Source organism: Micrococcus cohnii (genome assembly GCF_014205175.1).
GTDB classification, from domain to species: domain Bacteria; phylum Actinomycetota; class Actinomycetes; order Actinomycetales; family Micrococcaceae; genus Micrococcus; species Micrococcus cohnii.
Map to the genome: position 1 here is coordinate 140,015 of NZ_JACHNA010000001.1, position 22,576 is coordinate 162,590.

Consider the following 22,576-nt stretch of genomic DNA (forward strand, 5'->3'; position numbering starts at 1 on the left):
CGGGACGCGCCGAGACCGGTCCCCAGCGACGGCCACGACACGTCGACCCCGCTGCGGCGCGTATCCTTCAAGGGCGGACCGGTCGGACGTCGTCCTGGCCCCGCGGGTCGGCCACGTCAGTCAGGAGTCGAACGGAAGAGGTGATCGTCAGGGTGCGACAGCCCGAGGTCATGTATCGGCTCTACGAACGGCGGCTGGCCGCACGCCTCGACCGCCAGCGCCTCCCGCACCACGTGGGGGTGATGGTCGACGGGAACCGCCGCTGGGCGCGCGCGTTCGGTGCGAGCACCGAGCAGGGGCACCAGGCGGGGGCGGACCGCATCGTCGAGTTCATCGGCTGGTGCGACGACCTGGGCATCCGCGTGGTCACTCTGTACATGCTCTCCACCGACAACCTCACGCGGCCGGAGGCCGAGCTGGCCCCGTTGCTGCGGATCATCGACGAGACCGCCCGCCGCCTGGCCGAACCGCGCCAGGACCGTCAGCCGGCGCGCGTGCAGCCGGTCGGCGCCGTCGATCTGCTCCCGGACACGTTGGCGCAGAGCCTGCGGCGGATCTCCGAGCAGACGGAGTCGAACACGGGCATCCATATCAACGTGGCTGTCGGCTACGGCGGCCGACGGGAGATCGTCGACGCGGTGCGTGAGCTGCTCCACGAGGCGCATGGGCGGGGGCGGACGGCCGCGGAGGTCGCCGACCGGCTCAGCGTCGAGCAGATCTCGGACCGTCTGTACACCCGCGGACAACCGGATCCGGACCTGGTGATCCGCACCTCGGGGGAGCAGCGGCTCTCCGGGTTCTTGATGTGGCAGTCCGCGTACTCGGAGTTCTACTTCTGCGAAGCGCTGTGGCCGGACTTCCGGCGTGTGGACTTCCTGCGCGCGCTGCGCGACTTCTCAGGCCGTCAGCGCCGCTTCGGAGCCTGAGTCCAGCGGGGGCCGACCGCCCTCGACCCGGTCGATCTTGCCGAGCAGCAGGGCCGCGAGCACGCCGGTGATGGCACCAGCCAGGTGCGCGCTCCAGGAGACGCCCGCCTGGGGGATCAGCCCGGCGATCGTGCCGCCCAGCAGCGGGCCGGTCACCAGCAGGCAGATCGACAGCGTCAGCCACCGTCGCGCCGAGAATCCGTACACCAGCAGGAAGCACGTGAACGCGTACACGATGCCCGAGGCGCCGATGTGCGCTCCCGGCGTCCCGAGCAACCAAGTGAGCAGCCCCGCACCGAGCCAGCACACCGTCGTCAGGTACCAGGGCCGGCGCGAGACGAGCGCGGCGGTCGGGGACAGCACCAGCACGACGGCGGCATTGCCGACCAGATGCTGCCATGAACCGTGCATGACGGGCATCGAGAACATCCCCGCGAGCCCGTCCATGGTGCGCGGCACGACGGCGAACGTCGCCTGCACGGCGGGCCCGCCCAGCCATCCGACCGGGAAACACACGAACATGAGGGCCAGCAGGATCAGCGTCGGTCCGAACCACCGCAGCAGGGCGGCCCCGGAGCCGTTGAGAAGAGCGCCGAGCAGCCCCTCTCCGGGGCCCTCGGAGCTGGCCGCGGACAGGCTCGATTCGAGGCTCGGCAGCAGTCGATCACGCATGAGGTCTCCCGGAGGTCTCGTGGAGGACGAGGTCGGGGCGTCCGCCGACCGCGGTCACCACCGGTTCACGGGACATTCACCGCCGAGGCGGCCCGTCCGTCACCGTCGGAGCCTAGCGTGGTCGTCGTCACCGAATCATCAGAAAGGGCCCGACTGTGGACACCTCGCTGGAGAACCTGACCGTCGCGCACGACGCCGCTGCGGAGGAACGGGAGGGGGAACGCAGTCGCGAACGTCTGAGCGTCGGCGAGCGTTCCTACGTGCTGGACACCTCTGTGCTGCTGTCGGATCCGCGGGCCACGCTGCGCTTCGCCGAGCACGAGGTGATCCTCCCGCTGGTGGTCATCTCGGAGCTGGAGAACAAGCGGCACGACCCGGAGCTCGGCTACTACGCTCGTCGGGCTCTGCGCCTGCTCGACGACCTGCGCATGCGCCACGGCTCGCTCGCGGCGGACATCCCGCTCAACGCCGAGGGCGGGACCTTGCGCGTCGAGCTCAACCACATCTCCACGGACGTGCTGCCCTTCGGCATCAGGGGCACGGACAACGACTCACGCATCCTCGCGGTCGCGAAGGCGTTCGCTGACGAGGGGCGCGACGTCACCGTCGTCTCGAAGGACCTGCCGATGCGGGTGAAGGCCTCGGCGATGGGCCTGACCGCCGACGAATACCGCAACGACCAGGTCCGGGACACGGGGTGGACCGGGGTGGCGCACCTCGGCCTCGACGAAGCCACCATCCACGAGCTCTACGACGGCGGCGCCGTGCCGCTGGCAGACATCGACGTGCTGGGCGAGTACATCGAACAGACCCCGGAGCTGCCCGACGGGCAGGGGCCGGCCGAGGAGCTGCCGGTGAACACCGGGCTCGTGCTCACCTCGCCGCGCGGCTCGGCCCTGGCGCGCGTCGGCGCCGACACACGCGCCCATCTGGTGCGCGGGGACCGGGAGCTGTTCGGGCTGGCCGGCCGTTCCGCCGAGCAGCGGCTGGCGATCGACATGCTGCTCGACCCGTCCGTCGGGATCGTCTCGCTCGGCGGCCGCGCCGGCACCGGCAAGTCCGCGTTGGCGCTGTGTGCGGGGCTCGAAGCGGTCCTTGAACGGCAGGAGCACCGCAAGATCATGGTCTTCCGCCCGCTGTATGCGGTCGGAGGGCAGGAACTGGGTTATCTGCCGGGTTCAGAGGCCGAGAAGATGAACCCGTGGGCGCAGGCGGTCTACGACACGCTCTCGGCGGTCGTCTCGGAACCGGTGATCGAGGAGGTCATGGAACGGGACCTGATCGAGGTGCTGCCGCTGACGCATATCCGTGGCCGGTCCCTGCACGACGCATGGGTGATCGTCGACGAGGCGCAATCGCTCGAGAAGAACGTGCTGCTCACGGTGCTCTCACGCATGGGACGCAACGCCCGCGTGGTGCTCACGCACGACGTCGCCCAGCGCGACAACCTGAGAGTGGGCCGGCATGACGGAGTCTCGGCCGTCGTGGAGACGCTCAAGGGGCATCCGTTGTTCGGCCACATCACGCTGACTCGTTCGGAGCGCTCGCCGATCGCGGCGCTGGTGACCGAGCTGCTGGAGGAACGCGAGCACTGAGCTGCGCCGAGAGGCGCCCGCACACGCGAGGGGCGCCCGGACCCTCAGGTCCGGGCGCCCCTCGTCGTGTCGCACAGGCGGGGATGCTGGGGTCTCAGCAGTCCGTGGGCGGCACCGTGAGCTTGAAGTCGGTGAGGAACACCCGCTGGTCGCGGTCCTGCTTTTTGCCCGTGGCGTACTGCCACTCCTGATCGAAGTTCGAGTACCGGATGGTGAACTTGGTGATGTTCTCCCCGTGGGCCTTGAGGTTGTTGCCGCCGCTCGCGTTGTCGTAGAGCACGAATTTGTCAGGGAGGTAGTGGGTCCGCCCGTTGTAGGGTCGGGGGCCGATGCCGGGGTTGGGTGTGGTGACCAGGTTGTCCGAGATCGACACGGCGTCGACGAAGTCGCCGCGTGAGGCGTCGATGTCCGTGACTGCGAAGTCGATCGACGCGATCGGCCGGTCGAACGTGAAGGTGACGTCCTGGTGGCCGTAGGTGTTCCAGTGGTACCAGTTGTTCTGATGCAGCACCAGGCCGGGCTGACCGGTGCCGCCGATGTTGAACTCGGACAAGGCCAGGTTGTCGTTGACGCGGGTCCAGGCGTCCCCCGAGTTCATCTGGCTGAAGGTGCTGTTGATGTCCATCCGGATGGTGGTGCCGTCCGACAGGGGGATCTCGTAATAGGCCTGTGTCGCGCTGACGCGGGTGAACTGGGCCGATTCCCAGTCGACGATCGCGGTGACGGGCTCGCAGGGGACGGTGCTCGTCGCGTGAGCGGGTGCGGCGGCGGAGGCGGCGACCGCGGGCACGGACCACGCGGTGCCTCGCACGAGGGTACGACGGGTCACGTCGTTCATGATTCTCCTGGGGTTGAGGTTCGATGTGGGGTTCGAACTGTCATGACGTGCCGAACCCGGCGTGGCCACGTGAGGCTGAACCCGGCCAACGCGCGTCGCCCAGGCTAGGCGGGGCCTGCCCCTCGCGTCGACGGCACAGACGCTGTTGGGTGGGGCACATGACATGAAAGAGGGGCCGCTGCCGAATGGCAGCGGCCCCGTGGCGGGGGTGCTCGGCCCCGTGGAGGGGGGATGAGGGGACCGAGGAAGCCCGCCGACCATGGCCCCATGAAACGGGATGACGAGGCCATGGAGTCTGTCGGATCGCGCGATCACCTCGCGCGACGTCTTTAAACCTACGGTGTCGAGAGGCTAAACGCAAGTGGTCTTCGCTGTGAACTGCCATGGAAGAACTGCCATGGACGGTGAAGAGGCCGACTGTAGCCGGGAATGCCGATGAGCCGACGTGGTCCGTCACCATCTGGGTGCCCCGATGCTACGCCTGTGGACGCGGGCGGGGAAGAGCGCCTCCCCGCATAGGATCGCCCCGGAAGAGCTGAGGACTCAAGGCCGCGGTCACGGCGGTGGTGGAGGGGCAGTAGTGGTGCACGTCGTGCTGATCGGTGGAGGCCTCTGGGGCCTGATCTGTTGCGGGTGTCTGTGGCGGTGGGATGCACGCGAGCATCGTCTGCCGAATCGGTGGACGGGGCTCCTTGCCCTCGGCGGATTCGTGACGGCCGGCGTGGTCTGTCTGCTCGCGGGCACCGTGAGCGCCCTGATCGGCGCAGTGCTCGGGGCAGCCGGCTACGCCCTGTCCATGGGTGTCCTGCGGCTGCTCAGCCGAGGGCAGTTGGGAATGGGGGATGTGAAGCTCGCGGTCGGGCTGGGCGCCTATACCGGACTCTGGGGGCTCGGCGTCACCGCTGTGGCGGCACTCCTGGGCGTTGTCCTCGGCGGGCTGGCCGCTCTTGGAGCCGTCGTGCTGGGCCGTGCACGGATCGACTCCTCCCTGCCCTACGGCCCGCCCATGATGCTGGGCGCGTTCGGTGCGCTCGTGCTGGCGGCGACGTGACCGAGCGCGCGGAGCGCGGGCGACGCGTGCACGCCCGCACTCCGCGCGCGTCATCAGGCGACGATGGCGCCGGTCGTCGACTTCGTGAAGGTGTGTGTTCCGTTCGCGTCGGTCCAGCTTGCAGTGATGGAGTTCTTCACGGTGAAAGAGCTCTTGCTGGTGGCAGGGCAGAACGTGCGTGTGGTGTTCGTGAACTCATAGTTCAGGAAGTAACCGGGCAGATATGTGCCGGTGCCGTTCACGCCCGTGGAGGTCTCCAGCAGGGTCGGGCCGGCATAGGTGAGGGTGAGCGTCTTGCCGTCGGCCGACAGGGTGTAGGTCCAGCCGTTCAGGTCGTTGCTCTTGGACCAGCGCCACGTGCCGGTGGTCCGAGCGCCTGACGAGGCGAGATCGACGATCCGGATCGGCTGGCTGAACACGAAGGTCTGGGTGACCGAGTTGACGACGGCCGTGCCGGAGACGGTGTTGGCGGTTTCGATCCAGACTCCGACCGAGGACGTGGTGCTGAGCTTGCCGTCGGCGGAGGCCACGTTCGACGTGTTGCGGGGCGAACCGGTCGTAGCGGTGCCCTGCGTGCTGAGGTAACCGCCCTGCGCATCGACGGTGCAGGTGCCCAGGGAGCTCGCGGACCGGTAGAAGCGGTCCGTGAAGTACTGCATGGTGTTGTTGGTGCCCGTGACCTGGGACACGGCCGAGGCCGGCGCGGCGGCGGCGAGGGCGACGGCGGGCGTCGTCCAGGCCAGACCCTGGGTGATCGTGCGTCGCGAGAGAGAGGTGGGACGGGTCTGATTCGTCATGTGCGTCCTTCGGATGGTTGGGGCGGCGCGTGATGTGGGGCGTTCATGACACCCGGTGCGCCATTCCACCTCACTGTGACATTTGCCCCTGTGCATGGACAGACGGCTGGACTGGGCGTTCACTATGACTTTTTCGACGTTGATTTCTTGATGTCGGCAGGCGAGGGAAACCGAAGGCGCCTGAGTGCAGAGAAGCGCCGCGGCCCCGAACCGACTGCTCGGGGGCGCGGCGCTCATCCGGCGGGCCTCAGATCACTCCGGGTGGGTCATCGACATGGTGTCGAGGGCCTTGTCCAGCTGCTCCTCGGTGATCTCACCGCGCTCGACGTAGCCGAGATTCAGCACGGCCTCGCGCACGGTCATCTTGTTGGCGACGGAGTGCTTGGCGATCTTCGCCGCGGCCTCGTAGCCGATCACCTTGTTCAGGGGGGTCACGATCGACGGGGAGGCGCCGGCCAGGAACGAGCAACGCTCCTCGTTCGCGGTCAGGCCGTCGATCATCTTCTCGGCCATCACCCGGGAGGTGTTGGCGAGCAGGCGGATCGACTCGAGCAGGTTGGCGGCCATCACCGGGATGCCCACGTTGAGCTCGAACGCCCCGTTCGTCGAGGACAGGGACACGGTGGTGTCGTTGCCGATGACCTGAGCGCAAACCATGATCGCGGCCTCGCAGATCACCGGGTTGACCTTGCCCGGCATGATCGACGACCCCGGCTGCAGGTCCGGGATCGCGATCTCGCCGAGACCGGTGTTCGGGCCGGACCCCATCCAGCGCAGATCGTTGTTGATCTTCATCAGCGAGTAGGCGATGTTGCGCAGCTGGCCGGAAGCCTCGACGAGGCCGTCACGGTTCGCCTGGGCTTCGAAATGATCGCGGGCTTCGGTGATGGGCAGGCCGGTCTCCTCGGCCAGCAGCTCGATCACGCGGGCCGAGAAGCCCTTCGGGGTGTTGATGCCGGTGCCGACGGCGGTGCCGCCCAGCGGCACCTCGGCCACGCGCGGCAGGCAGGACTGCACACGCTCGATGCCGTAGCGCACCTGAGCGGCGTAGCCGCCGAACTCTTGGCCCAGGGTCACCGGGGTGGCGTCCATCAGGTGGGTGCGGCCCGACTTCACGATCGAGGAGAACTCCTGTGACTTCTTCTCGAGCGAGGCGGCCAGCTGCTCGAACGCCGGGATCAGGTCGTTCACCAGCGCACCGGTCACGGCGACATGGACGGACGTGGGGAACACGTCGTTCGAGGACTGCGAGGCGTTCACGTGGTCGTTGGGGTGCACCTCGGTCTCGGAGCCGGACTCTGTGAGCGAGCGGGACGCCAGCGTCGCGAGCACCTCGTTGGTGTTCATGTTCGACGAGGTGCCCGAACCGGTCTGGAACACATCGATCGGGTAGTGGTCGTCGTGCTTGCCGGCGATGACCTCGTCGGCGGCGGCGATGATCGCGTCGGCCCGCTCCTGCGAGATCACGCCGAGCTCGGCGTTCGCCGTGGCCGCGGCCTTCTTCACCTGCGCCAGCGCGTGGATGTGCGCCGGTTCGAGGGTCTTGCCGGAGATCGGGAAGTTCTCGACGGCACGCTGGGTCTGGGCGCGGTACAGCGCGTCGACCGGCACCTTCACCTCACCCATCGTGTCGTGCTCGATGCGGAACTGCTGCCCGGTGGTCTGCGAATCCGTGTTCTGTGCGGTCATGGGGTCATCCTAGTCAGGCTCACGCCTCGAGGTCCCCGATCACGCGGCCGCGCTGCGCCGTGCCGTCCGCGAGGGAGTAGGTCAGTCCGACGACGGCGGTGCGGCCGTCGCGCACCGCGCGGTACAGCGAACGGGAGCTGGCGACGAGGCGGTCGCAGGTCTGGTCGGTGTGCTCGGCGACGGTGCCGTTCACATCGTGCACGTCGTTCTGCTTCGCCGCGAGCACGGACGGGATGATGCGCTCGACGAGCGAGCGGACGAACCCCGGGGGCATCTGACCCGTGGCGTAGGACTCGACGGCCGCCGTGACGGCACCGCACGAGTCGTGGCCGAGGACGATGACCAGCGGCACGTTCAGCACGTCCACCGAGTACTCGAGGGAACCGAGGACGGCGTCGTCGATCACCTGGCCCGCGGTGCGCACGACGAACATGTCGCCCAGGCCGACGTCGAAGATGATCTCCGCGGCCAGACGCGAGTCGGAGCAGCCGAAGATCACGGCGATCGGATTCTGCCCCTGGGTCAGTGCGCTGCGTCGGTCGGCACCCTGGTTCGGGTGTCCGGGCGTGCCGGCGACGAAGCGACGGTTTCCCTCCTCGAGAATCGCGAGGGCTCGGCCGGGGGTCAGCGGGGTCTGCTCGGTGGCGGTGTCGGTCACGGGATGCTCCTGTGGTGGTCGTCGGGAAGGGAACGGGGTGGCGGTCAGGGGCCGGTGACGGCGCGTGCCAACTCATGCAGCACGTCCTCGTCGCCGGTGGTGGTGAGGATGACGGTGTCCCCGTCGACCTCGCCCACCCAATGTCGCTCGTGGCCGGCCTCGCGTGGCTGCCAGCGCACGCCGCCGACGCTCTGCTCGCCGCCCGGGACCGGATTCCCGGTCTCCTGGGACAGCCAGGTGGGATTGGACTGGTCGGTCTGGGTGAGCCCGGCGAACACGTCGTCCGTGACCACCCAGCCGGCCTCCCACACCGGGACACCGTCCGTCACCCGCGTGCGAGCGTAGCTGGAGTCCCACTTGTCGGGCACCGCAGGCGCGAGGGCGTCGAGGCCGCCGCCGGATCGGACGGTCTCCGCCTCGGCGGCGACGTCGACGCGGTCCTGGCGCGGGGCCTCAGCCGGGCGCGGCTGCAGCAGCATGAGCGCGGCGGAGATGCCCAACGTCGCCAGCACGCACAGCAGCATGGCCACCGACGAGCTGCTCGCGCGCTTGGCCTGCTTCGGGGTCAGGCGCGGTGGCGGTGCGGGGGGAAGCGACTCTCCGGGGGAACTCACCTGCAGCATTCTGCCACCGTCCTCGGACGCGCCGAGGACGAGCGGCGGGCCGCACGTAGGATGGGCGCGGGGCAAGGAGGCCCCGACGTCGTGAGAGCACTCCGCGGCGTGAGGCGATCTGGATCGGAGAGAGATGACCACCGCGTCCTCGCAGAACACCGGGTACGAGAACCATGTGCCGGACCGCAACCTCGCCATGGAGCTGGTGCGCGTCACCGAAGCGGCCGCGATCGCCGCGAGCCCGTGGGTCGGGTACGGCGACAAGAACAAGGCCGACGGGGCGGCCGTGGACGCGATGCGCTCGTTCATGGACACCGTCAACATGGACGGCGTGGTGGTGATCGGCGAGGGCGAGAAGGACGAGGCGCCCATGCTGTTCAACGGCGAGAAGGTCGGCGACGGCTCCGGCGCCGCCGTGGACGTCGCCGTGGACCCCATCGACGGCACCCGTCTGACCGCGATGGGCTACAACAATGCGCTGTCCGTCTTCGCCGTCGCCGAGCGCGGCACCATGTTCGACCCCTCGGCCGTGTTCTACATGGACAAGCTCGTGGTCGGCCCCGAGGCCGCCGAGTTCGTGGACATGCGTCTGCCCGTCAAGCAGAACGTCACCCTGGTGGCCAAGGCTCTGGACAAGCCCGTCTCGCAGGTGACCGTCTGCGTGCTGGATCGCCCTCGCCACGAGGGCCTGGTCCAGCAGATCCGTGAGGCCGGCGCCCGGGTGAAGTTCATCCTCGACGGCGATGTGGCCGGCGCGATCGCCGCGGCCCGTCCGGGCACCGGCGTGGACATGATGATGGGCGTGGGCGGCACGCCCGAGGGCATCGTCACCGCGTGCGCCATCAAGGCCACCGGCGGCGTGATCCAGGGTCGTCTGGCCCCGACTGACGACGCCGAGAAGCAGAAGGCGCTCGAGGCGGGCCTGGACCTGGACGCGGTGCTCACAACCGATGAGCTCGTCACCTCGGACCACTGCTACTTCGCCGCGACCGGAATCACGGACGGTGATCTGTTGCGGGGCGTCCGCTACCAGGACCATCGCGTGCACACCCAGTCGATCGTGCTGCGCTCGAAGTCCGGAACCGTGCGTACGGTCGACGCCGAGCATGACGTCGCCAAGTGGTCGACGTGGCTGGAGCAGGCACGCTGATGCGCTGAAGGACCCTCACGACCGCCGCGCCGCCCCGCGACTGACGTCGCGGGGCGGCCCGCTCACGTGGTGACCAGGCGGCATGGGGCCCGGGCGTGCGTGCGGCGCTCAGCCGACGGTCGCGATGTGGGCCATCGCGTGCCCGTCCTCTGCCGCGCGCACGCGCAGGGGACGGCCGGTGGTCTCGTCGGCGCTGACGAACACCGCCTGGCCGGGGCCGAGCACGACGGCTTCGTCCCCGCACGACACCTCGACCGAGGAGCGCGTGGCCACGGCGATGGCCGGGCCGTTCGCCTCGACGACCGGCACGGTCCGACCGTCGGGGCTGACCTGGTGGAGCCGGAACTCCTCAAAGGGCGGGCGGAACAGCACGTGTCCCTCGGCGACCTGCTCGGGGTTCGTGTAGGGCACCGGCAGCGGCTCGAAGGCCACGACCTTCTCCAGCTCGGGGACATCGACGTGCTTGGCGGTCAGCCCGCCGCGCAGCACGTTGTCCGAGGACGCCATGACCTCGACGCCCAGACCGTGCAGGTAGGCGTGCACGTTGCCGGCGGGCAGGTGGATCGCCTGACCGGGCACGAGGTCGACGCGGTTGAGCAGCAGTGCGACGAGCACCCCAGGGTCGTCCGGATGGACGCGCGAGATCTGCAGGGCCGTGGCCAGTTCGGGCTCGAGCGCTTCGAGGTCCGGGAGGGCCTCGATCACCGAGACGACCTCGGCCGTGCCTCCGCGGCGGAACACCGAGCCCGGCGTCAGCAGGGCCTCGAACGCGCCGGCCAGGTCCGCCTCCGCCAGCAGCAGGTGCAGGCGCCGCACCTCGGCGGCGGCCTCGGTGACCTCGCCGTCGGCGTGCTCGCGCATGTGTGCGCTCAAGCGCTCGAAGGTCGCGCTCGAGTCCTCGGTCCGGCGGAACCCGCACAGTGCGGCGAACGGGGTGAGCGCGACGATCATCTCGGGCTTGTGGTTGTCGTCGCGGTAGTTGCGGTGCGTTGCGTCGCGCGGCACGCCGGCGGCCTCCTCGGCGGCGAAGCCCGCTCGGGCCTGCTCGAGCGTCGGGTGGGCCTGGATGCTCAGCGGCTCGCCGGCCGCGAGCAGCTTCATCAGGAACGGCAGCCGGCCGAAGCGAGCGGCCTGGCCGAGGTGTCGGTCGGGATCGGCGGAGATCAGCTCATCCAGTCCGATCGCGCGACCGTCGACCTCGGCGAGGCTCGGGGCGCCGGGGTGGGCGCCCAGCCACATCTCCGCCTCGGGGCGGCCCGTGGGGGTGCGCCCCTGCAGCTCGGCCAGCAGATCGGTGGAACCCCAGGCGTAGTCGCGGATGGGAGCGTCGAGAACGTGCATGAGACCAGACTAGGTGAGCGGGGGTGACGTCAGCCGCCGGAGGAGCACAGTTCGTTCGTGGCGGCAATCTCGCTGAGCGCGGCCTCGTTCCCGGCGTCCTCGAGCTGCATGAGCAGCTCGTCGGTGATCGGCTGCCCCTGGTACTCGGTCGGGGGAGCCGGCCATGTGTCGGGATCGTCCTCCTGGACCCCGTCCTGCTCCGCGATCGGCTCCTCGTCCTGCGCCACGACCGTCAGCAGCGGCAGCGGCGAGGCGCCCGTTCCGGCCGCCTGGGCCGCGTCTTCGGCGAGCAGCTCGTCGACGCGGGTGTGGATGCGGTCGAAGTCGGGATACGTGGAGAACTTCTCGGCCTGCGTGCCGAAGTCCGGGGCGCCGATGGTGAGCCGCTCCATCTGCTGCCCGCGCGAGCGCTCGGCGAGGTCGACGAAGGTGCCGAGCTGGGACTGCGGCAGGTTCGTCTCCACGATCTGCTCTCCGGCCGCCATGATGCCCTCGAACTTCGTCAGGACGGTCGCCGGGGTGAACTGGTCCAGCATCGCCTGCTGCATGCACTGCTGGCGGCGGATGCGCGAGTAGTCCGAGGCGAACTTCCGCGAGCGAGCGAAGGCCAGGGCGTCGTCGCCGTCGAACGTGTGGGTGCCCGGCTCCCACCACACGTTGCCCCACTGTCCGTCGGGGCGCTGACCGCGATGCGTGACCCACCCGCCCGTGGTGATGGTGACCCCGCCCATCGAGTCGATCAGCTTCGAGAACCCGTCCATGTCCACGAGCACATAGCCGGTGACCTCGAGCCCGAGAATGCCGCCGGCGGCGTCCATCATGGCCTCGGCGCCCGGGTCCTCCGCCTCGGGGTAGAGATCCTGGTGGTTCTTCATCACGTCCATGTAGAGCGCGTTGATGATGCACTCGTCGCCGCAGTCGAAGCCGTTCGGATAGGCCCGCCACAGGGGGGAGTCCTCGCTGAACTGCGCGTTCTGGAAATTGCGGGGGATCGAGAACAGCACGGTCGACCCGGTGTCGGCGTCCACGGAGGCGACGTGGATCGAGTCGGGGCGCAGCCCCGCTCTGCCCTCGCCGGCGTCGCCGCCCATGACGAGGAAGTTGTACCGCCCGTCGACCTCCTCCACCGCGGGGCCCGAGCCGAAGATCGTGCTCACGGCGGAGCGGCCCGAGTTCGCCAGCCAGGCGGTGTAGGCGAGCCCGCCGCTGGAGACGACGAGAGCCAGCACGGTCGCGATCACCGTGGCCTTCTTCGCCCCCGGGGCGAGCAGGTGTAGCCGCACCAGGCGGAACGTGTCGAACCACAGGAACGCCCAGCCGAGCGCCAGAACGACCAGGACGGCGATGAGCACGGTCAGCACGACCGGGTTGGTCACCAGGTTCAGCAGGGTGCCCCGGGCGACGACGAACAGCACAGCGGCGACGGCCACAAGCACCCACACCGCGAGAGTGACGCGCAGGGCCGCGCGACCCAGCCGTCGGCTGCCGGCCACGACCTGCGCGCCGCCGGGCACCAGCAGGGTCAGCAGCAGCAGGATGCCCGCGCGACGGGTGCGCTCGGACGCGCTGCCCGAGCGGGGGTCGCGGACCGGGTCGCGGTCGAGCCTCATGCCCGAGACGCCGCCGCGTCCTCGGCGCCGGCCCGCTCATGCAGGCGCTCGCCCTTGGTCCGGGCCTGGGTGTTCAGATCGCTCGAGTACTCGACCAGGCGGTCGCGCAGTGCGGCGGCCGCCTCGTCCTCGCCGGCGGCGAGGATCCGAGCGGCCAGCAGGCCCGCGTTGGCCGCGCCGTCGATCGACACGGTGGCCACCGGCACGCCCGCGGGCATCTGCACGATCGACAGCAGCGAGTCCAGGCCGTCGAGAGACTTCAGCTTCACGGGGACGCCGATGACCGGCAGCGGGGTCAAGGACGCGAGCATGCCGGGCAGGTGAGCCGCGCCGCCCGCGCCGGCGATGATCACCCGGATGCCGCGCTCGTGAGCGCGACGGCCGAACTCGACCATCTCCTGCGGCATGCGGTGAGCGGAGACGACGCCGACCTCGACCGGGATGTCAAAGCGCGCGAGCATCTCGGCCGCAGCCTGCATGACGGGCCAGTCGGAGTCGGAGCCCATCACGACGGCCACGCGGGCCGGCTCCTGCTGCAGCGGTCGGGTGTCCGGAGCGAGCGGGTTCATGGTGCCTCCTGGCGGTGGATGTCTCGAGAGGACAAGGGAAGGGGACGGGGTCAGTCCGAGGAGCCGTCGCGCAGGATTGCGCCGGCGCGCTCGGCGGCCTCGCGTGCCGCCGCGATGTCGTCGGGGGTCTCCGCCACGACGTTCACGTGGCCGATCTTGCGTCCGGGCTTGACGTCCTTGCCATAGGTGTGGATCTTCGCGTTCGGGGCGGCGTCGAGAGCGGCAGGCAGAGCCGAGTACAGGTCCTGGTTCCGGCCGCCGAGCAGGTTCTTCATGACGGTGTGCGCCCCCAGCGGTCGGGTGTCGCCGAGCGGGAGGTCCAGCACGGCGCGCACATGCTGCTCGAACTGACCGGTCACGGCTCCGTCCATGGACCAGTGGCCCGAGTTGTGCGGACGCATCGCCAGCTCGTTGATCTGGAAGTCCGCCGCACCCTCGCCCGTCTGGAAGACCTCGACCGCGAGCATGCCGACGACGCCGAGCGACTCGGCGATCCTGACCGCCGCGGCGGCGACGGCGGAGGCGAGCTCGTCAGGCAGGTCGGGGGCCGGGGCCACGACGAGGTCGCACACGCCGTCGGTCTGCAGGGAGTCGACCACGGGATAGGCCCGCACCTGGCCGGAGGGCGTGCGGGCGACCTGGGCTGAGAGCTCGCGCGTGAACGGGACGAACGCCTCGGCCAGCAGCGGCGAGATGCCCGCGGCCAGCCAGGTGCCGAGCGTACCGTCGGTCGCGGAGGCGCGGGCCTGGTCAGCCGAGTCGAGCTTGAGCACGCCCTTGCCGTCGTAGCCGCCGCGCGGGGTTTTCAGGATCATCGGCCAGCCGTGCGCGTCCCCGAATGCGAGCACGGCCTCGAGGTCCTCCACGGGGGACCACGCCGGGTTCGGCAGGCCGAGGCGTTCGACGGCGGCGCGCATCTGCAGTTTGTCCTGGGCGTAACGCAATGCCGCCGGACCGGGGCGCACGGCCACGCCCTCGGCCTCGAGGGCCTGCAGGTGCGCGGTGGGCACGTGCTCGTGGTCGAAGGTGATCACGTCGACCGTCTGCGCGAATGCGCGCAGGTCGTCCAGGTCCGTGTGGTCGCCGACGACGTGCCTCGCCACCTGGGCGGCCGAGGCGTCCGAGGCCTCCGCCAGCACCGAGAAGGGCACGCCCAGCTGGTCCGCCGGGGCGGCCGTCATCCGGGCGAGCTGTCCGCCGCCGATCATTCCGAGTCGAGGAAAAGTCACCGCAGTAGGTTACCGGCCCCGGCTGTGCTCCCCGGTGGTCGTGTCTGGGGGAGGGCGCATGATCTGCTGGGCATCCGCTGGGCCTCAGGATCTGCTCGGGCCGGAACGGCGCGGATTCGCCGGGGAGAGTGTGTCCGAGATCGCGTGGGGACGGGCAGCGGCCACGGAGGCGTGCCGTCCCGCCCCGGCGTCCGGCGAGTGCCCGGCTTAGAATGACTGCCACGCCTGGGCCCTGTCCGGCACTGCCTTCTGCCCCCGAATCACTGTGAGGACGACGTCTCGCATGCTCTCGAAACTCTGGACTCGACTGCGGGAGCTCGTCCGCACCCTCTGGCGCGAGGTCGCCAAGTTCGGCGTGGTCGGCGCCGCCGCGTTCGTCGTGGACTCGGGCGTCTGGTGGTGGCTGATGCACGGGCCCATGGAGGGGTCGAACGTCAAGTCCAAGATCGTCGCCGGCATCGTCGCGACGTTGTTCTCGTGGCTGGCGAACCGCCTGTGGACCTTCCGGCAGCACCGCAACGGCAATAAGGTGCGCGAACTGGTGATGTTCCTGATCATGAACGCGATCGGCCTGGGCATCCAGGCGTTCTGTGTGTTCGTCTGCCAGTACTGGATGGGCCTGGACGACCAGCGCAGCGTCTTCATCGCCGGCAACGTCATCGGCCTGTTCTTCGGCACGGTGTTCCGCTACTTCGCGTATCGGTTCTGGGTGTTCCAGTCGCACCTGGACGGGGCTCCGGACCATGCTGAGGCGCCCGCCCTGATCACCGGCGAGATGCCCTACGTGCCGAATGAGCGGCATCGCCTCGCGCCGGAGGATGCCTCGACGCCGCAGGCTCCGCGTGGCGCCGACGCCGGGCATGAGCGCGCGGGCTGACGGGGTCGTCCGGCGCGCCCGGTCGCCGGCTCAGTCGGCGCGCAGGGTGACCGAGCCGCCGGCGTGCCAGGCCCGCACCGCCGCCTCGACGTGGTCCCGGCTCAACGCGGGGGGCAGGCCGGCTCCCGTGAGTAAAGCCACGCAGCGCTCGCTCTCCCACACGATCGACTCGGACTCGGGCCTGCGCGGCAGCAGGAGGCCGGGGGCGACGGCCTCCGGATCGCCGTCGTAGAGATCCGGTTGGGTCGGCAGCGCGTCGGCCAGGTCCACGGCGTCGGCGGGCACCGAGACCTCGGCGGTGTGCATCGGCTGCAGTCCGCGGGGCGGGGAGAGCACCAGCGGCAGCTCCCGACCGCGGGCATGGTCGGGATCCGTGAGGAGTGCGGCGTCCGCCCGTTCCTCGACCAGCTCCGCTCCAGCGAACGCGAACCCGAGGGCGACCGCCAGGGACATCCAGTGCAGCGGGGCGTCCAGTCGGAGCCGGGTGCCGTCGGTCAGGTCCTCCTCGAGGCACAGACCGTGGACCTTGGCGGCCCAGCGCATCAGGACCGTCCCGGAGATCTCGATGCGGTCGTCGACGCCCGTGTCCGCAGGGCGGGTGCCGGGGTCAGCGCTCTGCGCTGCGGAGGCCGGCAGGTGGATCAGGACGGGGCGGGCGGTGGAGGCCAGACGCCGGGCGAACGGGGCGTCATCGGCGGTGATGGTGAGGCTGACCATGCCGCCAGTCTGGCATGTTCAGAGGGTTCGTGACCGGGCTGCAGCGCCGGGGGTCAACGGGGCGCTCGGCTTGACGGGAGTTACTTACAACGATGTAATTGAACAGTCGTCAGGTCCGCACGGCCTTCGGTCCACTCGGCTGCGGCGCGCACCGTGAGCCCCCGCCGAAATCGGCGACGCAGCCCCCACGCCCACACTTCGTCCCGCCTTCGGGAGGTCTCGTCATGGAGAACACGCAGCGCGCGGAGGAGCCCGGCACTCCGTCGCAGTCCGGCGGCCTCGCCACCCGTTCCGTCCCCGCCGACTGGTTCCTCGATCCGGCGGCGCCGGGGTGGTCTGACGGGTCTGAGCTTCCGGGACGGACCTCGCTCGAGGATCAGGCCACGGCCCTGCTCGCCCGCCATGACGCCGAGTCGTCTGAGGCGCCGGCCTCCGCTCGTGGCGACGCCACGGTCACCGCGCTCTTCCCGTCCGAGCCGACCGCGCCCGAGCATTCCGAAGCCCAGTCGAGCATCTGGGAGGCGCTGAGCCAGCCGCTGGCCGAGATCGAAGGCGAGCTCGCCTGGCAGGTGGACGCGCTGTGCGCCCAGACCGACCCCGAGGCGTTCTTCCCGGAGAAGGGCGGTTCCACGCGGGATGCCAAGAAGATCTGCGCCTCCTGCACCGTGCGGTCCCAGTGCCTGGACTACGCCATGCAGAACGACGAGCGTTTCGGCATCTGGGGCGGGCTGTCCGAGCGGGAGCGTCGTCGACTCCGCAAGCTTCAGGGCTGAGACCTCACCCGTCGACCCACGCGGGGTCGAGGTCCTCGGGATCCACCCCGAGCGCGTCCGCGCAGGCCAGCAGCAGCGCCGCGTAGACCGTGCCGACCAGATCGACAGGGGCGTCAAAGCCGCGCAGGGCGCGCTCGTGCACCGTCACCACCAGGCGCGCGTCCACGATGCGCGCCTGAGCCCACAGCTCCGGGCGTTCCGGTCGGTCCCCCGCGCGCAGGCGCGCCACGAGGGCGTCCGGTGCGTCCGGGATCCGCTGGACCTGCACTGCCGTGCCGGTCAGCTCCGGGCGGCCGAGCGCGCCGAGCCGGTCCACCGCCTCGCGGACGGCGCGCACGATCGCCGGGGCGCGCCCCCGTCGGGCCCGCACGCCCCGTGGCAGGGGGTGACGCATGCCGCGCCCGTGGCGGTCGCGCAGTCGCCGGGAGTCGACGGGCGGGCTGGACGTGGCGCGGTGGGCATCGGTCATGGCGCCCACGGTAGGTCACCGGGGGCGACGGCAGCCCCGCACGGCGTCGACGCAGGGCGAGAGCGGGGCGCAGCGAGTAGGCTGGTGCGCCGTGACCTCCACGCGCCGATGCAGCAAGACAGGGTGCCCCGAGCCAGCGATGGCCACCTTGACGTACAACTATGCGGACTCGACGGTCGTCATCGGCCCGCTGGCCGGGCGCGCCGAGCCGCACACCTACGACCTGTGCGTCGGTCACGCCCGGACGATCACGGCACCGCGCGGCTGGGAGGTCCTGCGGCTGCCGCTTCCGGAGTCCTATGAGCACCCCATGCGGGAGGCCGACCCCGGCTGAGGGCCCGCCGCCGGGTGAGGCCGCCGTCGGGCGCAGTCGCATCGGTACTCTTGGGGGCATGACTTCGACCCACGTGAGCACGCCCGCCGACAGCACCGATTTCGCGAACCGCGCCACCGTTCCCGGTGCTGAATTCGACTTCGCGGTCCGGGACCTCTCTTTGGCCGAGGCCGGCCGGCACCAGATCCGCCTGGCCGAGCACGAGATGCCCGGCCTGATGGCGCTGCGCGAGGAGTACGGACAGTCCCAGCCCCTCAAGGGCGCCCGGATCGCCGGCTCGCTGCACATGACGGTCCAGACAGCCGTGCTGATCGAGACCCTCACCGCGCTCGGCGCGGAGGTGCGCTGGGCCTCGTGCAACATCTTCTCCACGCAGGACGAGGCGGCCGCGGCCGTCGTCGTGGGGGAGGGCACGCCCGAGAAGCCGGCCGGTGTGCCCGTCTTCGCCTGGAAGAACGAGTCTCTCGAGGACTACTGGTGGACCGCCTCCCAGATCCTGACGTGGCCCGGTGCGGACCAGGACCCCGAGCGCGGCCCGAACATGATCCTCGACGACGGCGGCGACGCCACCCTGCTGGTCCACAAGGGCGTCGAGTTCGAGGCCGCCGGCGCGGTGCCGGCCCCCACCGAGGACGACCCGGAGGAGTTCCGCATCGTGCTGGCGATGCTAGCCCGCTCCCTCGAGCGGGACCCGCAGCACTGGACCCGCAGCGCCGAGCGTCTGCGCGGCGTCTCGGAGGAGACCACCACCGGCGTCATGCGCCTCTACCAGCTCGCCGCCGAGGGCCGACTGCTGTTCCCGGCGATCAACGTGAACGACGCTGTGACGAAGTCCAAGTTCGACAACAAATACGGCATCCGGCACTCCCTGCCGGACGGCATCATGCGCGCCACGGACGTGCTGATCGGCGGCAAGGTGGCCGTGGTGTGCGGGTACGGCGATGTGGGCAAGGGCGCGGCGGAGGCGCTGCGGGGCCAGGGAGCCCGCGTGATCGTCACCGAGATTGACCCGATCTGCGCGCTGCAGGCCGCCATGGACGGCTACCAGGTGGCCCGGCTGCAGGACGTGGTGTCCGAGGGCGACATCTTCGTCACCACCACCGGCGGCAAGGACATCATCATGGCCGAGGACATGCTCGCCATGAAGGACAAGGCCATCGTCGGCAACGTCGGACACTTCGACAACGAGATCGACATGGCCGGCCTCGGGGCGGTCGCGGGGGTGCGCAGGACCGAGATCAAGCCGCAGGTCCACGAATGGACGTTCGATGCGGGCACCGAGGCCGAGCGCTCGATCATCGTGCTCTCCGAGGGCCGCCTGCTGAACCTCGGCAACGCGACGGGGCATCCCTCGTTCGTGATGAGCGCGTCGTTCACGAATCAGGTGATGGCCCAGATCGAGCTGTTCGGAGCGTCGGGAGGCACCGGTGCCCTCACCGCGCAGACCTATGAGAACCAGGTGTACGTGCTGCCGAAGGTGCTCGATGAGAAGGTCGCGCGTCTGCACTTGGACGCCCTCGGCGTCGGGCTCACGGAGCTGAGCAAGAGCCAGGCCGAGTACCTCGGCGTCGATGTGGCGGGCCCGTACAAGGCCGACCACTACCGTTACTGAACACCCAGGAAGCGAGGACGGCATGAGCGCGAGCACCCCGGGCCGCCGGGCGGTCTCGGCCGCGGACCACGGCTTTCGGACCGAGGCCTTCAGTGCCGAGGATCTCGCCGCCATCCGGCGGGCCGACGCCGAGGGACGGGCCGCGAGGGGGCAGTCGCAGACGGCCCCTGCCCAGCAGGAACGCGAGGACAGGGTGCAGCAGGAACGCGGGGACAGCAAGGGTGCGGGCGCGGGCCTCTCGGCCGACGAGCAGCAGACGCGCCCGCTGGACCGGGTCTCCGCTCGCCGTGATCCGTTCGCGCGAACGACGCCCGCCACGACGCCGTCACAGACCGACGCGGGCCTCGACGCAGGCCGGCTGCCGCGCGGCGGCCCCCGTGTCGCGCAGGTGCTGCTGGCGGTGCTCGCGCCGCTGGTGCTGCTGGTCGGCCTGGTGCGGATGGTCGCCTCTCCGGTGTTCCTGTGGCTCGAATACCACCGTCCCGGCTTCCCTGCGGACCCCTACGGGTTCTCCACCTCGGACCGCATGCACTACGGCTCCGCCGGTCTGGACTACCTGTTCAACCTCGCGCCGCCCCGGTATCTGGCGGACCTGCGCTGGCAGGGCGTCCCCGTGCTGTCGGAGGCGGAGATCTCCCACATGGACGACGTCAAAGCCGTCATGCTGGTGACCACGTCCATCGGAGCCGTCCTGGGTCTGCTGTGCTTGGCGCTGCTGGCCTATCTGGCGCGTACGAGTCCGGGCGGCGTGCGCCGGGCCCTGTTCGCCGGTGCCGTGTGGCTGCTCGTGGCCCTGCTCGTACTGGCTGTGGCCGGTGTGCTGGGCTGGGAGGCGCTCTTCGCCGGCTTCCACGCCCTGTTCTTCGCGGAGGGAACCTGGACCTTCGCCGCCAGTGACGGGCTGATCCGGCTCTACCCGGGCCGGTTCTGGATCGACGCCGCCCTCGTCCTGGCCGGCTCGGGTCTGCTGACGGCACTGCTCACGCTGATCTGCTGCGCCCCGACCCGGCGCCGCCGCGAGCGGGATCGGCGGCGCCGTGACCACCTGATGCAGCTGCGCGCTGAGCGGGTCCTGGCACGACGGCGCTGAGCCGTGGCATCGGTGCCGGGCTTCGGCGTCGGCACGAGGTGGAGGGCGCCGAGGACCGCGAACCGAACGCTCAGGCGTACAGCCGCCCGATGTCCTCGGCATAGTCGTCCAGCACCGCCGCACGCTTGAGCTTCATCGACTGGGTCACGTGCCCGGAGGCCTCGGTGAGCTCGTGGTCGAGAATCAGGAAGCGGCGGATCGACTCGGCGCGGGAGACGTTCCGGTTCACAGCGTCGACGGCGTCCTGGACCGCTGCGCGGACATCGAGGTCCTCCGCGGCCTCGGCCATCGAGAGGATCGGGCGGCCCCGGTCCTGGCACCAGCGGCGCAGCTCCGCCTCATCGAGGGTCAGCAGGGCCCCCACGTAGGGACGGTTCTCGCCGACCACCACGACCTGATGCACCAGGCGGTGGCGGCGCAGACCCTCTTCCATGGGGGTGGGGTACACGTTCTTGCCGCCGGCGGTCACGATGAGCTCTTTCTTGCGGCCGGTGATCCGCAGGTATCCGTCCTCGTCGAGGGAGCCCAGGTCGCCGGTGCGCAGGAACCCGTCCTCGTCGAGGGCGGCGGCGCTCGCCTCTGGCTGGGCGTGGTACCCGCCGAACACGATGGGCCCGGAGATGAGCACCTCGTCGTCCTCGGCGATGCGCACGCGGGTGCCCGGGATGGGGAGCCCGACGGTGCCCAGGCGGGTCGCCCCCGGAACGTTGACGGTGGCCGGAGCGGTCGTCTCCGTCAGCCCGTAGCCTTCCTTGATCTCGACGCCGATTCCGCGGAAGAAATGTGCCAGGTCCGGAGCCAGGGCGGAGGCGCCGGAGACGGCATAGCGCACCTGACCGCCCATGATGTCGCGAATCTTCGTGTAGACCAGACGGTCGAACAGGGCGTGACGGGCGCGCAGCCACGGTGACGGTCCCGACGACTCGCCACGGGCCGCGGCCTCGAGGGCCTCGGAGTACTCGATGGCCGTCGCGCGGGCCGCGCGGAAAACGGAGCCCTTGCCCGCGTCCTCCGCCGAGGCGGCCGCCCCGGCCTCGAGCTTCTCGAACACGCGCGGCACCGCCAGCAGCCAGGTGGGTCGGAAGGACCCCATGTCCGCCGTCAGCTGCGCCATGGAGGAGCAGTGGGCGACCTGGATGCGGGCATAGAGGCAGATGACCTGCACCGCGTGTGCCAGCACGTGCGCCAGCGGCAGGAACATGAGGGTGCGCGTGGTCGCGTCCACGCCATAACCGACGATCTCGTGGGCGTAGGGGAGGATGTTGACCGTGCCGAGCGCCAGATTGCCGTGCGTGATCTTCGCGCCCTTGGGCAGACCGGTGGTGCCGGAGGTGTAGACGATCGAGGCGGTGTCCTGGAGGGTCGCCGTGCTCCGGGCCAGCTCGACCTGCTCGTCCGGGACGTCCGATCCGTCGTCGGCCAGCGCCGCCAGCCCCGCGGCGTCGAGAGGCAGAGTCAGCACCTGCGGGCCGCCGTCGGCGCAGGCCTCGGCGACGACGTTCTGCTGCGCCGCCGTGCCGTACGCGACGATCTCGGTGCCGGAATCGGTCAGGATGTGCCGCACCTGGTGGGCCGAGGAGGTCTCGTAGATCGGCACGGACACGCCACCGGCGAACCAGACCGCCTGATCCATGACGGCCCACTCGTAGCTGGTGGCGGCGAAGAGCGCCACCTTGTCCCCGGGGGAGATGCCGCAGGCGATTAGGCCGCGGGCGGCCGCGCGCACCTGCTCCAGGAACGCGGCGAAGCTGACGTCGAGCCAGCCGCCGGTGCCGTTGCGCACCGCGTACACCGGCGCCTGCGGATCCTCGGCATAGGACGAGAGGATCAGGTCGGTGATGTTGGAGTCGGCGGCGAGCTCGGCTGCCGTCTGCATGGACGCTTCAGTCAACGCGGTGGGTGTATGCACACGCCCGAGCCTAGCGAACGGTCCCCGGGGATGGGCATGCGCGGGGGATCGTTTGT

General features: G+C 70.2%; 21 protein-coding genes and 1 pseudogene. 9 read left to right on the plus strand and 13 right to left on the minus strand.

Annotation, left to right across the window (positions count from 1 at the left end):
- Positions 1-170: 170 nt before the first annotated feature.
- Positions 171-926 carry an isoprenyl transferase gene (locus HDA30_RS00600; protein ID WP_184242221.1) on the plus strand — a complete coding sequence of 252 codons (756 nt, stop codon included), beginning with the start codon at positions 171-173 and terminating at the stop codon, positions 924-926.
- Here the strand turns inward: HDA30_RS00600 and HDA30_RS00605 are convergent.
- Positions 897-1,598 carry a rhomboid family intramembrane serine protease gene (locus HDA30_RS00605; RefSeq protein WP_158495458.1) on the minus strand — a complete coding sequence of 234 codons (702 nt, stop codon included), beginning with the start codon at positions 1,596-1,598 and terminating at the stop codon, positions 897-899. The two genes, HDA30_RS00600 and HDA30_RS00605, sit on opposite strands and share 30 nt — an antisense overlap.
- Positions 1,599-1,834: 236 nt before the next feature.
- On the opposite strand from HDA30_RS00605, the gene phoH2 reads away from it, so the two are divergent.
- Positions 1,835-3,193: an RNA 5'-3' helicase PhoH2 gene (phoH2, locus tag HDA30_RS00610; protein WP_246418755.1), complete on the plus strand. Its 1,359-nt coding sequence runs from the start codon at positions 1,835-1,837 to the stop codon at positions 3,191-3,193.
- A gap of 94 nt (positions 3,194-3,287) precedes the next feature.
- Here phoH2 and HDA30_RS00615 read toward each other — a convergent pair whose 3' ends face one another.
- Positions 3,288-4,031: a hypothetical protein gene (locus HDA30_RS00615; protein ID WP_158495459.1), complete on the minus strand. Its 744-nt coding sequence runs from the start codon at positions 4,029-4,031 to the stop codon at positions 3,288-3,290.
- A 580-nt stretch (positions 4,032-4,611) separates the two neighbouring features.
- On the opposite strand from HDA30_RS00615, the gene HDA30_RS00620 reads away from it, so the two are divergent.
- Positions 4,612-5,082 (plus strand): prepilin peptidase, encoded by a 471-nt coding sequence (locus HDA30_RS00620; RefSeq protein ID WP_184240782.1) that lies wholly within the window; start codon positions 4,612-4,614, stop codon positions 5,080-5,082.
- Between the two features lie 53 nt (positions 5,083-5,135).
- On the opposite strand, the gene HDA30_RS00625 is transcribed toward HDA30_RS00620, so the two are convergent.
- From HDA30_RS00625 to HDA30_RS00640, 4 genes are all read right to left on the minus strand, one after another.
- Positions 5,136-5,879 carry a hypothetical protein gene (locus HDA30_RS00625; protein WP_158495461.1) on the minus strand — a complete coding sequence of 248 codons (744 nt, stop codon included), beginning with the start codon at positions 5,877-5,879 and terminating at the stop codon, positions 5,136-5,138.
- A gap of 252 nt (positions 5,880-6,131) precedes the next feature.
- Positions 6,132-7,568: a class II fumarate hydratase gene (locus tag HDA30_RS00630; protein ID WP_158495462.1), complete on the minus strand. Its 1,437-nt coding sequence runs from the start codon at positions 7,566-7,568 to the stop codon at positions 6,132-6,134.
- Positions 7,569-7,587: 19 nt separating this feature from the next.
- Entirely contained in the window at positions 7,588-8,226 is a 639-nt protein-coding gene (locus tag HDA30_RS00635; protein WP_288817799.1) for a carbonic anhydrase, read from the minus strand.
- Between the two features lie 44 nt (positions 8,227-8,270).
- Entirely contained in the window at positions 8,271-8,849 is a 579-nt protein-coding gene (locus HDA30_RS00640; RefSeq protein ID WP_158495463.1) for a DUF4245 domain-containing protein, read from the minus strand.
- Positions 8,850-8,973: 124 nt separating this feature from the next.
- Here HDA30_RS00640 and glpX point away from each other — a divergent pair, with 124 nt between their 5' ends.
- Positions 8,974-9,990 carry a class II fructose-bisphosphatase gene (glpX, locus tag HDA30_RS00645; protein ID WP_184240783.1) on the plus strand — a complete coding sequence of 339 codons (1,017 nt, stop codon included), beginning with the start codon at positions 8,974-8,976 and terminating at the stop codon, positions 9,988-9,990.
- A gap of 108 nt (positions 9,991-10,098) precedes the next feature.
- Here glpX and manA read toward each other — a convergent pair whose 3' ends face one another.
- Genes manA through HDA30_RS00665 form a run of 4 tightly spaced genes read right to left on the minus strand, consistent with a single transcriptional unit; the run spans position 10,099 to position 14,739 of the window.
- A complete protein-coding gene (gene manA, locus HDA30_RS00650; protein ID WP_184240784.1) occupies positions 10,099-11,331 on the minus strand; it encodes a mannose-6-phosphate isomerase, class I in 1,233 nt (410 codons plus the stop codon).
- A 29-nt stretch (positions 11,332-11,360) separates the two neighbouring features.
- Positions 11,361-12,941: an LCP family protein gene (locus HDA30_RS00655; protein WP_184240785.1), complete on the minus strand. Its 1,581-nt coding sequence runs from the start codon at positions 12,939-12,941 to the stop codon at positions 11,361-11,363.
- Positions 12,938-13,510: a 5-(carboxyamino)imidazole ribonucleotide mutase gene (gene purE / locus HDA30_RS00660; protein WP_158495467.1), complete on the minus strand. Its 573-nt coding sequence runs from the start codon at positions 13,508-13,510 to the stop codon at positions 12,938-12,940. The genes HDA30_RS00655 and purE overlap by 4 nt, the downstream gene beginning before the upstream one ends.
- Before the next feature lie 50 nt (positions 13,511-13,560).
- Positions 13,561-14,739, minus strand: a complete 1,179-nt coding sequence (locus HDA30_RS00665) for a 5-(carboxyamino)imidazole ribonucleotide synthase (RefSeq protein ID WP_184240786.1) — start codon at positions 14,737-14,739, stop codon at positions 13,561-13,563.
- Positions 14,740-15,022: 283 nt separating this feature from the next.
- Between HDA30_RS00665 and HDA30_RS00670 the strand changes: the two genes are divergently transcribed.
- On the plus strand, positions 15,023-15,616 hold the full coding sequence (locus tag HDA30_RS00670; protein WP_158495469.1) for a GtrA family protein: 594 nt from the start codon (positions 15,023-15,025) through the stop codon (positions 15,614-15,616).
- Between the two features lie 30 nt (positions 15,617-15,646).
- Here the strand turns inward: HDA30_RS00670 and HDA30_RS00675 are convergent, their stop codons facing one another.
- Positions 15,647-16,333 (minus strand): hypothetical protein, encoded by a 687-nt coding sequence (locus tag HDA30_RS00675; RefSeq protein ID WP_158495470.1) that lies wholly within the window; start codon positions 16,331-16,333, stop codon positions 15,647-15,649.
- A gap of 224 nt (positions 16,334-16,557) precedes the next feature.
- Between HDA30_RS00675 and HDA30_RS10415 the strand changes: the two genes are divergently transcribed.
- Positions 16,558-17,106 (plus strand): WhiB family transcriptional regulator, encoded by a 549-nt coding sequence (locus HDA30_RS10415; RefSeq protein ID WP_158495471.1) that lies wholly within the window; start codon positions 16,558-16,560, stop codon positions 17,104-17,106.
- 4 nt (positions 17,107-17,110) lie between these two features.
- On the opposite strand, the gene HDA30_RS00685 is transcribed toward HDA30_RS10415, so the two are convergent.
- Positions 17,111-17,575: a hypothetical protein gene (locus tag HDA30_RS00685; RefSeq protein ID WP_158495472.1), complete on the minus strand. Its 465-nt coding sequence runs from the start codon at positions 17,573-17,575 to the stop codon at positions 17,111-17,113.
- A gap of 91 nt (positions 17,576-17,666) precedes the next feature.
- On the opposite strand from HDA30_RS00685, the pseudogene HDA30_RS10705 reads away from it, so the two are divergent.
- The 3 genes and pseudogenes from HDA30_RS10705 to HDA30_RS00700 form a co-directional block, all read left to right on the plus strand.
- A pseudogene (locus HDA30_RS10705) lies at positions 17,667-17,879 on the plus strand (DUF3499 family protein); the annotation flags it as partial.
- An 88-nt stretch (positions 17,880-17,967) separates the two neighbouring features.
- Positions 17,968-19,521 (plus strand): adenosylhomocysteinase, encoded by a 1,554-nt coding sequence (ahcY, locus tag HDA30_RS00695; protein ID WP_184240787.1) that lies wholly within the window; start codon positions 17,968-17,970, stop codon positions 19,519-19,521.
- Positions 19,522-19,543: 22 nt separating this feature from the next.
- Complete coding sequence (locus tag HDA30_RS00700; RefSeq protein WP_184240788.1) at positions 19,544-20,611, plus strand: TIGR01906 family membrane protein; 1,068 nt, start codon at positions 19,544-19,546, stop codon at positions 20,609-20,611.
- Between the two features lie 70 nt (positions 20,612-20,681).
- On the opposite strand, the gene HDA30_RS00705 is transcribed toward HDA30_RS00700, so the two are convergent.
- Positions 20,682-22,487: an AMP-dependent synthetase/ligase gene (locus HDA30_RS00705; protein ID WP_184240789.1), complete on the minus strand. Its 1,806-nt coding sequence runs from the start codon at positions 22,485-22,487 to the stop codon at positions 20,682-20,684.
- Positions 22,488-22,576 lie beyond the last annotated feature (89 nt).